Source organism: Delftia deserti (genome assembly GCF_042653485.1).
In the GTDB taxonomy this organism is placed as follows: Bacteria; Pseudomonadota; Gammaproteobacteria; order Burkholderiales; family Burkholderiaceae_C; genus Comamonas; species Comamonas acidovorans.
Genome location: NZ_JBHSIH010000001.1, coordinates 1,428,283 through 1,442,048, shown reverse-complemented (window position 1 = coordinate 1,442,048; position 13,766 = coordinate 1,428,283). Strand labels below are relative to the sequence as shown.

Sequence of the window (13,766 nt, the reverse complement as noted above, 5' to 3'; positions counted from 1 at the left end):
CCAACTGAATGGCCGGTGCGAGGCGATCACAGCGGGCAAAGGTGATGCGCGCGCGCGAGGGCATGCAGACACTCGATGGCATGACTGCTGCCGTGCGCCGAAAGAGGCCTGCCAACCCCTTCCCCATCCAACCCGACGCCACGCCGGCCGACCAGGTGCAGCTGCTGCATGACCTCACGGCAGACGGGGAGGCGGGCCAGCGGCGCCAGGCTCGGGCGCTGTACTGGATGGGGTGGCGCATCACGCATATCGCCGAGCACCTGGGCATCGCGCGCACCACGCTGCACGACTGGAAAAAGTCCGATGGATGGGATGCGGCCAAGCCCGTGGAGCGTGTCGAGGGATCACTGGAAATGCGCCTGTGCACGCTCATCCACAAGGAGGGCAAGGGCAACGGCGATTACAAGGAAATGGACGCGCTGGGGCGCGCCCTGGAGCGCTTGGCGCGCGTGCACAAATACGAGCGCACGGGCCGCGAAACAGATCTGAATCCGACCATTGAAAAGCGCAATGCCGGGCCAAAAAAGCAGCCCGAGCGCAATCACTTCACCCCCGAGGATGTGGACAAGATTACGCAGGCATTTCTGGATTCACTTTTCAACTACCAAAAGACATGGTGGGAGCAGATCCAGCAGCGCACGCGCGCCATTCTCAAATCGCGCCAGATCGGGGCAACGTGGTACTTCGCCCGCGAGGCCCTGATTGATGCCCTGCAGACAGGCCGCAATCAGATTTTTCTTTCGGCCAGCCGTGCGCAGGCCCATGTTTTCCGGCAGTACATCATCGCGTTTGCAAAGGAGCATTGCGATATCGATTTGAAGGGCGACCCCATCGTCCTGAGCAATGGCGCCACGTTGTATTTCCTGGGCACGAGCGCCCGCACCGCGCAGTCGTACCACGGCAATCTCTATTTCGATGAATTCTTTTGGGTCAACAACTTCACGGAGCTGTGGAAGGTGGCCAGCGGTATGGCCATCCACAAGCATTGGCGCAAGACGCTGTTTTCCACGCCCAGCAGCCTGCAGCACCAGGCCTATGCCCTGTGGAGTGCGGAGCGCATCAACAAGAAGCGCGCCAAGAAGGACCGCATAGAGCTTGACCTTAGCCATTCGCACCTGGCTGGCGGCTTCACCGGCGAGGACAAGATATGGCGGCAGATTGTCACGGTGCTGGATGCGCAGCGCGGCGGCTGCAATCTGTTCGACCTTGACGAGCTGCGCTTCGAGTATTCGGACGAGGAATGGGACAACCTGCTCATGTGCGGGTTTGTCGATGACACCTTCGCCGTGTTCCCACTGTCCACGCTGATGCGCTGCCATGCCGACAGCTGGGACGCATGGAGCGATTTCAAGCCTTTCACGTTGCGGCCGTATGGCAGCAAACCCGTCTGGATTGGCTATGACCCCAGCCACACGGGCGACTCTGCCGGCCTGGTGGTGCTGGCCGCGCCCGACAGGCCCGGGGGCAAGTTCCGCGTGCTGGAGCGCATCCAGTTCAAGGAGCCGGACTTTGAGGACCAGGCCGAAGTCATCCGCAAGATGACGGAGAAATACAACGTGGCCCACATCTGCATAGACACCACGGGCCTGGGCCAAGGCGTTTATCAGATCGTCAAGAAGTTTTTCCCGTCCGTGAAGGCGCTGCAGTACAGCGTGGAAGTCAAAACGCGCCTGGTGATGAAGGCGCAAAGCCTGATGCGCGCCGGCCGCTTTGAATTCGATTCCGGCGACGTGGATCTGCAGCGCAGTTTCATGGCCATCAAACGCGAATTGACGGGGTCGGGCAAGAGCGTGACCTATGCGGCTGGCCGTGGCGGTGAGACAAGCCACGCAGACCTGGCCTGGGCATGCATGAATGCGATGGACAACGAGCCGCTGGAGGCCGTCGCCGTGGGCGGCGCTCCCAGTCGCACGACTTTGGAGATTTTTGGATGACAGAAACCACAGCCCCAGCGGGCACCATGGCGGCGCCGGCCACTGCCGAGGCCTTCTCTTTTGGCGATCCCGAGGCCGTGCTGGACCGGCGCGAAATCTTGGATTACGTGGAATGCTGGCTCAATGGGGATTGGTACGAAACCCCCATCAGCTTCGATGGCCTGGCGCGCACGCTGCGCGCTGCCACCCACCACGAAAGCGCCATCCAGTTCAAGGCCCAGGTGCTCGCCAGCACGCTGCGCCCGCATCCGCTGCTGAGCCGCGCCACGGTGCATTGGGCTGCTCTGGACTTCCTTGTTTTTGGCAATGGCTACTTGGAGCGCCCGCGCAATCGGCTGGGTGGCACATTGCCACTGCGCCACGTACTGTCCAAGTACACGCGGCGGCACCGTGGCTTGAGGCTCTTCGGATTCCGGCGCACCTGGCAAGAAGAGCACACGTTTCCCGAAGGCAGCATTTGCCACATCTTCCAGCCCGATGTACACCAGGAAATCTATGGACTGCCGCAGTACTTGGCCGCCTTGCAATCTGCCTGGCTCAATGAGTCGGCCACGCTGTTTCGGCGCCGGTATTACAACAACGGGAGCCATGCCGGATACATCCTCTATCTGAGCGACCCCGAAGTGGCAAAAGACGATGTGGATGCGCTGCGCCAGGCCTTGAAATCCTCCAAGGGCATGGGCAATTTCCGCAATCTGTTTTTCCATTCGCCTGGTGGCAAAGAGAAAGCCATCCAGCTGCTGCCCATCGGCGAGGCGGCGGCCAAGGATGAGTTTTTCAACATCAAGAACGTGAGCCGCGATGACCAATTGGCCGCCCACCGCGTGCCGCCGCAGCTTATGGGCGTGGTGCCGGCCAATGCTGGCGGCTTCGGCGATGTGGTCAACGCTGCAAGGGTGTTTGCGCGCAACGAAATCCAGCCCCTGCAGACCCACTTCGCGCAGGCGATCAATGATTGGATGGGGGATGTGGTCTGCAGCTTCGACCCCTATCTGCTGCCCAGCGTGGAGCCGGCACAGCAAGGGTTGAAGTAGACGGGAAACGATGGAGCAAAGGGGCCTGCCTGCAGGCCCCATTTTCATTGGCGCGGTCAGCTGGTGGCGCGGTCCAGCGTCTTGAGAGCGGGTTGCAGCAGCTGCCGCACATGGCAGGCGGGAATGGGGTTTGCCTGCGCCGCCTGCAGCAAAGCATCCAGTGCAATCAGGCTCGCATAGATGTCCCGCGCTGCCGCATGCATCGGGTCGTCGGTCTCATTGCTATCGCTCACTCGTGGCCCCTTGTGTCTCTTGGTTCTGTGGAAATATACAGTGTGCTACTGTTTAAATATACAGTACTTTTGAATCTGTAACTTTTCGCTTGTGCACCCGCAGGCCTCCAGCGCGCTCGACGCATGCGGCCTGCCCCACCCCTTGCCGCTGTCCCGTCGCGCTGCCCAGCGGCCCGCCACGCCCCTGCACGCCCCCATCGCAGGGCACCCCCTTTCCCGCCACCCAGCCGAAAAGCCCTATCTTGACCGCCAGCGCGCGCCGAGACCCCCGCCTCGCCCCCGCCCTAAATGTGTGGCTTTCGACGGCCCTGCCGGCCGGCGCCAGCGCAAAGCGCGGCGCGGCTTGCGCGGCGATGTGGCTCATATTTCACATGACGATATTTGACGATCAAATAGGGCTTTTGACGGCTGCCCGGCTGCCCGGCGGCCTGCGTGGGTGGCGGGCTTGCGATAAGCGCAACAACAAGCCCCGAGCCCCGCTGTAATCCCGCATTTAGTGCGTAAACTTTTGATTCGTATTGCTTTTCGTCCCGCCCCCCGCGCACCACGCACCAACGCCGCTCAACTGCGGCGAACACTGCTCAAGCCCGCTTCCTGTAGAGGAGGTGCATTGGCCAGGCGGATTGCGGGATTCCCCTGCAAGAGCGCGCGTCTGGAAGGCAAAACCGCCTCGTTTATAATGTCCGGCTTCGCTTACATCACGGGTTGAGCGAACCATGTGCGGTCCACAGCGGCCAGGCGCATGTGATGTAAGCCCTTGAAATCTGAGGTGCCGCGCGGCCGACTGGCTTGGCTCGCGTCGCACCGTGACTTTTGCGCAATACGGTGCGGGCTGTACAGCAGCCGGCACGGTCCAATCCCTCATAGGAACAAACATGGCCGTTACTGTTGAAACCCTTGAAAAGCTCGAGCGCAAGATCACGCTGAGCCTGCCCCTGAACTCCATCCAGAGCGAAGTGGAAAACCGTCTGAAGCAGGTGGCGCGCACCGTGAAGATGGACGGCTTCCGTCCCGGCAAGGTGCCGATGAGCGTGGTGGCCCAGCGTTATGGCTACTCGGTGCAGTACGAAGTGCTCAACGACAAGGTTGGCGAGGCTTTTGCACAGGCCGTCAACGAAGCCAAGCTGCGCGTGGCTGGCCAGCCACGCATCTCCGAAAAGGAAGGCGCTCCCGAGGGCGAGGCCCAGTTCGAAGCCATCTTCGAAGTGATGCCTGAAGTCAAGATCGGTGACCTGACCTCGGCCGAAGTCGAGAAGCTGACCGCCGAAGTGGACGACGCCGCCATCGACAAGACCGTGGACATCCTGCGCAAGCAGCGCCGCACCTTCGCCCAGCGCGCCCAGGCCGATGTGGCCGTGGACGGCGACCGCGTGACCGTGGACTTCGAAGGCAAGATCGACGGCGAGACCTTCTCCGGCGGCAAGGCTGAAGACTTCCAGTTCCTGGTCGGCGAAGGCCAGATGCTCAAGGAATTCGAAGACGCAGTGCGCGGCATGAAGGCTGGCGAGTCCAAGACGTTCCCGCTGGCATTCCCCGCTGATTACCACGGCAAGGACGTGGCCGGCAAGACCGCCGATTTCCTGGTGACGGTCAAGAAGATCGAAGCCGCCAACCTGCCCGAAGTGGACGAGGCCTTTGCCAAGGCCCTGGGCGTGGCGGAAGGCACGGTCGAAGGCCTGCGCGCCGACATCAAGAAGAACCTGGAGCGTGAAGTCAAGTTCCGCGTCCAGGGCCGCAACAAGCAAGCCGTGATGGATGCCCTGGTGTCCAAGGCCGAGCTGGAACTGCCCAAGGCTTCGGTGCAGGCTGAAGTCGCCCGTCTGCTGGAAGGCGCCCGCGCCGAGCTGCAGCAGCGCGGCATCAAGGACGCCGAGAAGGCCGAGATCCCTGAAGACGTGTTCCTGCCCCAAGCCGAGCGCCGCGTGCGTCTGGGCCTGGTGGTGGCCGAGCTGGTGCGCGCCAACGAGCTGCACGCCACGCCCGATCAGATCAAGGCCCACGTGGAAGAGCTGGCCGCCAGCTACGAAAAGCCCGAAGACGTGGCACGCTGGTACTTCGGCGACCGCCAACGCCTGGCTGAAGTCGAAGCTGTTGTCATCGAAAACAACGTGACCGAGTTCGTGCTGGGCAAGGCCAAGGTCTCCGACAAGGCCGTGTCCTTCGACGAACTGATGGGCCAGGCCTGAGGGCTTGAGCACCGCCTGCCTGCCGCTTCGTGAGATCGGCGGGCGGGTTGGCATCTGCGGGGCTTGTGCTTTGGCGCACAAGCCCCATTTTCTTTCCGGATACGGCTAAAGTAGCCCCCTAGTACTGGAGAAAACATGAGCGCATTGGAAACTCAGGGTTTGGGCATGATCCCAATGGTCATCGAACAGTCCGGCCGCGGAGAGCGGTCGTACGACATCTACTCGCGCCTGCTCAAGGACCGGGTGATCTTCCTGGTGGGTCCTGTCAATGACCAGACGGCCAACCTCGTCGTGGCCCAGCTGCTGTTCCTCGAAAGCGAAAATCCCGACAAGGACATTTCGTTCTACATCAACAGCCCCGGCGGCTCAGTGAGCGCCGGCCTGGCCATCTTCGACACGATGAATTTCATCAAGCCCGATGTGTCCACGCTGTGCACCGGCATCGCAGCCAGCATGGGCGCCTTCCTGCTGGCCGCTGGCACCAAGGGCAAGCGCTTTGCGCTGCCCAACTCCCAGGTCATGATCCACCAGCCGCTGGGCGGCATGCAAGGCCAGGCCACCGAGATCGAGATCCACGCACGCGAGATCCTCAAGACCCGCGAGCGCCTGAACAAGATCCTGGCCGAGCGCACGGGCCAGCCGCTGGAAAAGATCCAGCACGACACCGAGCGCGACTACTTCCTGTCCGCCGAGGAAGCCAAGGACTACGGTCTGGTCGATCAGGTGATCAACAAGCGCTCCTGAAGCCCAGAGGCTGCATGAGAATGGGCGGCGTTTTCCCCCTACGGAAAACGCCGCTTTCCATTTGGTTATCATCCTTTTCCATATTTCTGTAACAAGGCACCGACCCCATGGCCGAGAAAAAAGGCTCCTCCAGCGAAAAAAACCTTTATTGCACCTTCTGCGGCAAGAGTCAGCATGAGGTCAAGAAGCTGATCGCTGGTCCGTCAGTCTTTATCTGCGACGAGTGCATCGATCTCTGCAACGAGATCATCCGCGACGAGCAGCCCAGCACCGAGGCCAAGGACGGCCGGGGCGACCTGCCCACGCCCGCCGAAATCAAGGCCAACCTCGACAACTACGTGATCGGCCAGGACCTGCCCAAGCGCACGCTGGCCGTCGCCGTCTACAACCACTACAAGCGGCTGCGCCACAAGGACAAGGCCGGCAAGGACGAGGTGGAACTGGCCAAGAGCAACATCCTGCTCATCGGCCCCACGGGTTCCGGCAAGACGCTGCTGGCGCAGACGCTGGCGCGCATGCTCAACGTGCCCTTCGTCATGGCAGATGCCACCACGCTGACCGAAGCCGGCTACGTGGGCGAGGACGTCGAGAACATCATCCAGAAGCTGCTGCAAAGCTGCGAGTACGACGTCGAGCGTGCGCAGCGCGGCATCGTCTACATCGACGAGATCGACAAGATCTCGCGCAAGTCCGACAACCCCAGCATCACGCGCGACGTGTCGGGCGAGGGCGTGCAGCAGGCCCTGCTCAAGCTCATCGAAGGCACCATGGCCAGCGTCCCCCCGCAAGGCGGCCGCAAGCATCCGAACCAGGACTTCCTGCAGATCGACACGACCAATATCCTGTTCATCTGCGGCGGTGCTTTCGCGGGCCTTGAGAAGGTCATCGAGAACCGCACCGAGGCGTCTGGCATCGGCTTTGGCGCCACGGTCAAGAGCAAGAAGCAGCGCTCCATCTCGGAAGTGTTCCAGGAGATCGAGCCTGAAGACCTGATCAAGTTCGGCATCATCCCCGAGCTGGTCGGCCGCATGCCGGTGGTCACGGCCCTGGCCGAACTGGGCGAAGACGCCCTGGTGCAGATCCTGACCGAGCCCAAGAACGCCCTGGTCAAGCAGTACAGCAAGCTGCTGGCCATGGAAGGCGTGGAGCTGGAGATCCGGCCTGCCGCGCTCAAGGCCATCGCCCGCAAGGCGCTGGCGCGCAAGACGGGTGCCCGTGGCCTGCGCTCCATCCTGGAGCAATCGCTGATCGGCACCATGTACGAGCTGCCCAATGCCGACAATGTCGAAAAGGTAGTGGTGGACGAGTCCACCATCGAAGACGGAAAGGCGCCGCTGCTGGTTTACCGCGAAGCGGCCAAGAAGGCCTGATGCGCCGTCGCCTGCAAAGGTCCGGCAGCGCAAGTCCCCGCGGCACGAAATCCTTTCGGGCCGCGGGGTTGAAATACACCGGTGGGCGGACCATCTTCCGCTGACAAACCGAGGATTCCCATGTCAGGACATACCCCTTTGCCTTCCACCCCCCTAGACCTGGCGCTGCTGCCGCTGCGTGATGTGGTCGTGTTCCCCCACATGGTGATCCCGCTGTTCGTGGGGCGCGCCAAGAGCATCAAGGCGCTGGAGCTGGCCATGGAGGGCGACCGCCGCATCATGCTGGTGGCCCAGAAGACCGCCTCCAAGGACGAGCCCACGGCCGCTGACATGTTCGATGTCGGCTGCGTGTCCACCATCCTGCAGATGCTCAAGCTGCCCGACGGCACGGTGAAGGTGCTGGTCGAAGGCCAGCAGCGCGCGCTGGTCAAGCAGGTCATGGACGAAGAGACCCACTTCGTGGGCTCCGTCGTCCCCGTGGCGCCCGAGGCCGAAACGCACAAGCCCAGCGAGATCGAGGCCCTGCGCCGCGCCGTGACGCAGCAGTTCGACCAGTACGTCAAGCTCAACAAGAAGATCCCGCCCGAGATCCTCACCTCCATCGCCAGCATCGACGATGCAGGCCGCCTGGCCGACACCATTGCCGCGCACCTGCCGCTCAAGCTTGAGAACAAGCAGGCCGTGCTCGACCTGGTGGACATCAAGGAGCGCCTGGAAAACCTGTTCGAGCAGCTGGACCGCGAAGTCGACATCCTCAACGTCGACAAGCGCATCCGTGGCCGCGTCAAGCGCCAGATGGAGAAGAACCAGCGTGACTTCTACCTGAACGAGCAGGTCAAGGCCATCCAGAAGGAGCTGGGCGAGGGCGAAGACGGCGCCGACATCGAAGAGATCGAAAAGAAGATCAAGCTGGCCCGCATGCCCGCCGAGGCGCGCAAGAAGGCCGAGGCCGAGCTCAAGAAGCTCAAGCTCATGTCGCCCATGTCGGCCGAAGCCACCGTGGTGCGCAACTACATCGACGTGCTCACGGGCCTGCCCTGGAGCAAGAAGACCAAGATCAAGCACGACCTGGCCAATGCCGAGGACGTGCTCAACGCCGACCACTTCGGCCTCGAAAAGGTCAAGGATCGCATCCTTGAATATCTTGCTGTGCAGCAGCGCGTGGACAAGGTCAAGGCGCCCATCCTGTGCCTGGTCGGACCTCCGGGCGTGGGCAAGACCTCGCTGGGCCAGTCCATCGCCAAGGCCACGGGCCGCAAGTACGTGCGCATGGCGCTGGGCGGCATGCGTGACGAGGCGGAAATCCGCGGCCATCGCCGCACCTACATCGGCGCCATGCCGGGCAAGGTGCTGCAAAGCCTGGACAAGGTCGGCACGCGCAACCCGCTGTTCCTGCTGGACGAGATCGACAAACTCGGAATGGACTTCCGTGGCGACCCGTCGAGCGCCCTGCTGGAAGTGCTGGACCCCGAGCAGAACCACACCTTCGGCGATCACTACGTCGAGGTGGACTTCGACCTCAGCGACGTGATGTTCGTGGCCACCTCCAACTCCATGAACATCCCGCCCGCGCTGCTGGACCGCATGGAAGTGATCCGCCTGTCGGGTTACACCGAGGACGAAAAGGTCAACATCGCCATCCGCTACCTGCTGCCCAAGCAACTCACCAACAACGGTGTGAAGGACGGCGAAATGCAGGTCGATGAGTCCGCCATCCGCGACATCGTGCGCTACTACACGCGTGAAGCCGGCGTGCGCTCTCTGGAACGCGAGCTCTCCAAGATCTGCCGCAAGGTGGTCAAGGGACTGCAGCTCAAGAAGCTGGAGCCCACCGTCGTCGTCAATGCCGACAACCTCACCGACTACCTGGGTGTGCGCAAGTACAGCTACGGCCGTGCCGAGCACAACAACCAGGTCGGCCAGGTCGTGGGCCTGGCATGGACCGAGGTCGGTGGCGATCTGCTGACCATCGAGGCCGCCATCATGCCCGGCAAGGGCGTGATCTCGCGCACCGGCTCCCTGGGTGATGTGATGAAGGAATCCGTGGAAGCTGCCCGCACCGTGGTGCGCAGCCGCTCGCGCATGCTCGGCATCAAGGACGAGGCCTTCGAGAAGAAGGACATCCACGTGCACGTGCCCGATGGCGCCACGCCCAAGGACGGCCCCAGCGCGGGGGCGGCCATGACGACGGCCTTCGTCTCTGCTCTGACCGGTATCCCGGTGCGTGCCGATGTCGCCATGACCGGCGAAATCACGCTGCGCGGCGAGGTCACCGCCATCGGCGGCCTCAAGGAAAAGCTGCTGGCGGCCCTGCGTGGCGGCATCAAGACGGTGCTGATCCCCGAAGAGAACGTCAAGGACCTCCAGGAGATCCCGGACAACGTCAAGAGCGGCCTGGAAATCATCCCCGTCAAGTGGATCGACCAGGTCCTCAAGGTGGCGCTGGAGCGCGTGCCCGAGCCCCTGTCCGAGGAGGAGGCTGCAGCGCCGCCGCCGGCGGAATCCAAGCCTGTGGAACCGGCCGTCAAGCACTGAGGATGAAAAAATGTAGCGTTTTTCCTGAACCCTCCAAGAACTACGCTACAATTCATCCCATCGCAGCAAACGACGTTGTAGAATGTCAGGCTTCGGTAGAAATGCGGGAATAGCTCAGTTGGTAGAGCGCAACCTTGCCAAGGTTGAGGTCGACGGTTCGAACCCGTTTTCCCGCTCCAGTTTCAGGATGTGCCCTGTGCATATCTGATTCAGGTGGCGGTGGCTGCTTGAATGTTTGCGGGAATAGCTCAGTTGGTAGAGCGCAACCTTGCCAAGGTTGAGGTCGACGGTTCGAACCCGTTTTCCCGCTCCAGTTTTGAATGTGCCTCGTGCGCATCCGATTCAGGTGACAGTTGGTTGCTTGAATTTTTTGCGGGAATAGCTCAGTTGGTAGAGCGCAACCTTGCCAAGGTTGAGGTCGACGGTTCGAACCCGTTTTCCCGCTCCAGTTTTAGGAAAACTGCAGCAATGCTGCATGTTTGATAGTGATCTTGGCGCGATAGCAAAGCGGTTATGCCCCGGATTGCAAATCCGGTTAGACCAGTTCGACTCTGGTTCGCGCCTCCAAGAATATTAAAGAAAATCAAATATTTATAAGGCCCTTCGGGGCCTTTTTCTTTTTTCTGCATCACGGATTGTTGTTCGTCCTTGGTGCCATGTCTTCGCCACGGCCTCGACTTGGCTGGCGCATCTTGTTCTCTTGCGATTCAGTGCCATGCGGTGCTTCACGGTCTGCACACCGACAGCATGGCTGCATGCCTGTTTTGGTCATTCATTGCTGATTTAGTGAGTTTAATTGTTTCTATTTGTTCAAATGATTGGTGGTCATTGAAATTTGGCATTTCTTGCTCATTGAGAAATTGCAAGAAATTGCAAATAGGTCGCCATTGCCGGTAGCTTTAATTGGCTGGTCCTGGATATGATGCGCGCTTCATTTATCGGGAGGGACTATGAAGATCAAGCTATTGACGGCCATTGTTGCCAGCGGCGTGGTGCTGGCTGGCTGTAAAACCATGGAATCCGCTGATGTGGGCGGGCTGCTGGATTCGGGCTCCACGGCCATGAAGGCCATGACGCTCACGGATGACGACGTGGTCACGCTGTCCAATGATTCCTGCGCAGCCATGGATGCCCAGAACAAGGTGGCAGATGCAAAGAGCAAGTACACGCTGCGGTTGAACAAAGTGATCGCCGGCATGCCGCAGGCTGTCAATGGGAAGAAGGCTGTATACAAGGTCTATATGACGCAGGATGTGAATGCCTGGGCCATGGCCAATGGCTGCATTCGTGTCTACAGCGGCCTGATGGATCTGATGAATGATGACGAGCTGCGTGGCGTGATCGGCCATGAGATCGGGCACGTGGCACTGGGTCACAGCAAGAAGCGCATGCAGACGGCCTATGCGGCGTCGGCTGCACGTTCTATTGCCGCCAATAGCGGCAATTCGGCGCTGGCCTCGCTGTCGCGTTCGCAGGCTGGTGATCTGGGCGAGAAGTTCATCAATGCCCAGTTCTCGCAGTCGCAGGAATCGGCTGCTGATGACTACTCCTTCGATCTGCTCACGGAAAAGAAGATGAGCCGCCAGGGGCTGGTCACATCGTTCCAGAAGCTGGCCAAGCTCAGCGCCGGCAGCGGCGGCAGCTCCATCCTGAGCTCCCATCCGCCGTCCGAACAGCGGGCCAAGCGCATGCAGGATCGCATCGATGGCAAGTAGGCGTCGACGGTGAAGCAGCCTGCCGCCGCAAGGTGCAAGGCAGGCTGCCATCTGCCTCGGTGCAGATTTTTTACGAGCTTCTTCCGAAGCACCAAAAATCTGCGCTAGAATTCAAGTCTGCTCTGTGAAGCGAACAGCTTGACAGATACGCGGGAATAGCTCAGTTGGTAGAGCGCAACCTTGCCAAGGTTGAGGTCGACGGTTCGAACCCGTTTTCCCGCTCCAATTCAGAAAAAAGGGAAGCGGTAACGCTTCCCTTTTTCGTTGGTGCTGCAGTTGCAGGTGTGAGCAGTTCGCGCTGACCTGTGACGCTGCGGTGCAGGGCCCCGATGGTGAAATTGGTAGACACTGCGGACTTAAAATCCGCCGCTTCCGAACAGGGGCGTGCCGGTTCGATCCCGGCTCGGGGCACCACAACCCAATACCTACTAGGCATTGTTGCTATCTATACGGTAGCGGATTAAAGCAGCCAAGGCGCCTGCTGTTCCGCAAATTCAGGCGTCGTGCCGCAACGTGCATCGACGGTCCTGCCCGCTTGCTGCGCTGCACGGTGTCCATGCGTTGCCAAGACCTTGCCCGTTGGCATAACGTGCGAGAATCCATTCATCAGGCCCCGGGCTGCTTGCCTGGATGGCGCGGCGCGGGCAGACAGTGATGGCGATGCCTGCATGCGTTCCGTTGACGTTGATCGTGGCACACGGTGCGGCGTGACAGGTGTGGCCAAACTCATCCCAGACGAGAACATGTCGAATTACAACGCTCCATTTGAAATCCACGTGCACGGCCAGGTGCTGCTGCGCCCCGACACGACCTACGAGCAGTTGCAGGAAGCGCTGGGTCCGCTGTGGAAGTATGCGGGGGCCCGTTCCCTGGCCGATGGCGCTGGCAGCGTCTATGAGGAAGAGCCAGGCATCCAGTTCGATACCAAGGAGCGCCTGCTCCAGGTGTGCTGGACGGTGCGTGGCGACGAGGACTTCCGCCAGTCGCTGGACGACATGTGCATGGGCATCAACGAGCTGGCCGAGCAGGGCGCGGCCATCGAGGTGACCTTCTACGACACCGAGTTCGACGAGGAAGAAGAGTCCGAAGAGGCCGAATCGCGCGACGACTTCGTCATGCTCTTCGTTGGTCCGACGCCCGCGGCCATCATGCAGGTGCAGCGCGATCTGCTGGTGCAGGACGTGGTCAACCTGATGGAGCGCCATTTCGACGGCTCCGAGCTGGGTGGCGTGGTGCAGGAGATCGACAAGCTGTTCTCCCAGCGCTTCGACGCCCTGGTCAGCTCGCTGGAGATCGGCAAGCCGCCGCGCGGCATGGGTGGATCGGGTTCGGGCCACGGTGGCAATCGCCGCCCCCGCCACCTGCATTGAGCGCACGGCGCTGCCTCGCGCGGCGTACAGCCATGGCGACACAGGCCAGCACGCCCAAGTATTCCGGAGCAGTCACCGAGACCGTGCGCCGCCAGCGCGAGCAGCGGCGCGAGGTGGCTGGCGGTGCACTGCCTCTTCCCTACCTGTCCGCCTACCCGGCCGCGCTGCAGTCGCAGGTGCGCGGCTGGCTGGCCGATGACAAGGCCGAGGCCTGGCTGCTGCGCAAGCATCCCGAGGCCCATGCCGTGCGCACGGACAAGAGCCTCTATGACTACGTGGATGCCCTCAAGGGCCGGCACATGCGCAATGCCGGCACGCTGAACAAGGTGGCCTACGACGGCCGCATCCATGTGGTCCACAACGCCCTGGGCCTGCACACGCGCCGCACCGTGGTGCAGGGAAGCCGCCTCAATGCCCGGCACGAGATCCGCATCGGTGCACTGTTCAAGCAGGCGCCCGAGGCTTTCTTGCGCATGATCGTCGTCCATGAGCTGGCCCATCTGCGCGAGCCTGACCACGACAAGGCCTTCTACCAGCTGTGCACCCACATGGAGCCCGACTACCACCAGCTGGAGTTCGAGCTGCGGCTGTACCTGAGCTGGATGGACCACTCGGGCCGGCGCCTGTGGCAGGCGCAGCCGTGAT

The 13,766-nt window shown here is 61.5% G+C and carries 10 protein-coding genes and 6 tRNA genes; 15 read left to right on the top strand and 1 reads right to left on the bottom strand.

Annotated features, from left to right (window positions below; genetic code table 11):
* The first annotated feature begins 62 nt into the window (after nt 1-62).
* Both ACFPFG_RS06860 and ACFPFG_RS06855 read left to right on the top strand, forming a co-directional pair.
* Nucleotides 63-1,934 (top strand): terminase large subunit domain-containing protein, encoded by a 1,872-nt coding sequence (locus ACFPFG_RS06860; RefSeq protein ID WP_380105711.1) that lies wholly within the window; start codon nt 63-65, stop codon nt 1,932-1,934.
* On the top strand, nt 1,931-2,968 hold the full coding sequence (locus tag ACFPFG_RS06855; protein ID WP_312379032.1) for a phage portal protein: 1,038 nt from the start codon (nt 1,931-1,933) through the stop codon (nt 2,966-2,968). The genes ACFPFG_RS06860 and ACFPFG_RS06855 overlap by 4 nt, the downstream gene beginning before the upstream one ends.
* 56 nt (nt 2,969-3,024) lie before the next feature.
* Here ACFPFG_RS06855 and ACFPFG_RS06850 read toward each other — a convergent pair whose 3' ends face one another.
* Nucleotides 3,025-3,201, bottom strand: coding sequence for a hypothetical protein (locus tag ACFPFG_RS06850; RefSeq protein WP_157760053.1), 177 nt, complete (start codon nt 3,199-3,201; stop codon nt 3,025-3,027).
* Between the two features lie 875 nt (nt 3,202-4,076).
* Here ACFPFG_RS06850 and tig point away from each other — a divergent pair.
* The 13 genes from tig to ACFPFG_RS06785 all read left to right on the top strand — a co-directional run bounded on the left by tig (nt 4,077) and on the right by ACFPFG_RS06785 (nt 13,765).
* Nucleotides 4,077-5,387: a trigger factor gene (gene tig, locus ACFPFG_RS06845; protein ID WP_012204528.1), complete on the top strand. Its 1,311-nt coding sequence runs from the start codon at nt 4,077-4,079 to the stop codon at nt 5,385-5,387.
* 135 nt (nt 5,388-5,522) lie between these two features.
* Nucleotides 5,523-6,131: an ATP-dependent Clp endopeptidase proteolytic subunit ClpP gene (gene clpP / locus ACFPFG_RS06840; protein WP_012204529.1), complete on the top strand. Its 609-nt coding sequence runs from the start codon at nt 5,523-5,525 to the stop codon at nt 6,129-6,131.
* 107 nt (nt 6,132-6,238) lie between these two features.
* Entirely contained in the window at nt 6,239-7,501 is a 1,263-nt protein-coding gene (gene clpX, locus ACFPFG_RS06835) for an ATP-dependent Clp protease ATP-binding subunit ClpX (RefSeq protein WP_183018538.1), read from the top strand.
* Between the two features lie 120 nt (nt 7,502-7,621).
* Nucleotides 7,622-10,036 carry an endopeptidase La gene (gene lon, locus ACFPFG_RS06830; protein WP_012204531.1) on the top strand — a complete coding sequence of 805 codons (2,415 nt, stop codon included), beginning with the start codon at nt 7,622-7,624 and terminating at the stop codon, nt 10,034-10,036.
* A 103-nt stretch (nt 10,037-10,139) separates the two neighbouring features.
* A tRNA-Gly gene (locus tag ACFPFG_RS06825) sits at nt 10,140-10,215 on the top strand.
* A 58-nt stretch (nt 10,216-10,273) separates the two neighbouring features.
* Nucleotides 10,274-10,349, top strand: a tRNA-Gly gene (locus ACFPFG_RS06820).
* 59 nt (nt 10,350-10,408) lie between these two features.
* Nucleotides 10,409-10,484: transfer RNA gene (locus tag ACFPFG_RS06815), tRNA-Gly, on the top strand.
* A 45-nt stretch (nt 10,485-10,529) separates the two neighbouring features.
* A tRNA-Cys gene (locus ACFPFG_RS06810) sits at nt 10,530-10,603 on the top strand.
* Nucleotides 10,604-10,986: 383 nt separating this feature from the next.
* On the top strand, nt 10,987-11,751 hold the full coding sequence (gene loiP, locus ACFPFG_RS06805; protein ID WP_043824220.1) for a metalloprotease LoiP: 765 nt from the start codon (nt 10,987-10,989) through the stop codon (nt 11,749-11,751).
* A gap of 149 nt (nt 11,752-11,900) precedes the next feature.
* Nucleotides 11,901-11,976 (top strand) — tRNA-Gly (locus ACFPFG_RS06800).
* A gap of 98 nt (nt 11,977-12,074) precedes the next feature.
* Nucleotides 12,075-12,165, top strand: a tRNA-Leu gene (locus ACFPFG_RS06795).
* 329 nt (nt 12,166-12,494) lie between these two features.
* A complete protein-coding gene (locus tag ACFPFG_RS06790) occupies nt 12,495-13,121 on the top strand; it encodes a DUF6806 family protein (protein WP_013803265.1) in 627 nt (208 codons plus the stop codon).
* A gap of 32 nt (nt 13,122-13,153) precedes the next feature.
* Nucleotides 13,154-13,765 (top strand): M48 metallopeptidase family protein, encoded by a 612-nt coding sequence (locus ACFPFG_RS06785; protein ID WP_380105705.1) that lies wholly within the window; start codon nt 13,154-13,156, stop codon nt 13,763-13,765.
* The last annotated feature ends 1 nt before the right edge of the window (nt 13,766 follow it).

Coding starts and splice junctions, on each gene's coding strand:
- ACFPFG_RS06785 (WP_380105705.1), top strand. CDS start 13,154: ATGGCGACACAGGCCAGCACGCCCAAGTATTCCGGAGCAGTCACCGAG.
- lon (WP_012204531.1), top strand. CDS start 7,622: ATGTCAGGACATACCCCTTTGCCTTCCACCCCCCTAGACCTGGCGCTG.
- ACFPFG_RS06855 (WP_312379032.1), top strand. CDS start 1,931: ATGACAGAAACCACAGCCCCAGCGGGCACCATGGCGGCGCCGGCCACT.
- clpX (WP_183018538.1), top strand. CDS start 6,239: ATGGCCGAGAAAAAAGGCTCCTCCAGCGAAAAAAACCTTTATTGCACC.
- tig (WP_012204528.1), top strand. CDS start 4,077: ATGGCCGTTACTGTTGAAACCCTTGAAAAGCTCGAGCGCAAGATCACG.
- ACFPFG_RS06790 (WP_013803265.1), top strand. CDS start 12,495: ATGTCGAATTACAACGCTCCATTTGAAATCCACGTGCACGGCCAGGTG.
- clpP (WP_012204529.1), top strand. CDS start 5,523: ATGAGCGCATTGGAAACTCAGGGTTTGGGCATGATCCCAATGGTCATC.
- loiP (WP_043824220.1), top strand. CDS start 10,987: ATGAAGATCAAGCTATTGACGGCCATTGTTGCCAGCGGCGTGGTGCTG.
- ACFPFG_RS06860 (WP_380105711.1), top strand. CDS start 63: ATGCAGACACTCGATGGCATGACTGCTGCCGTGCGCCGAAAGAGGCCT.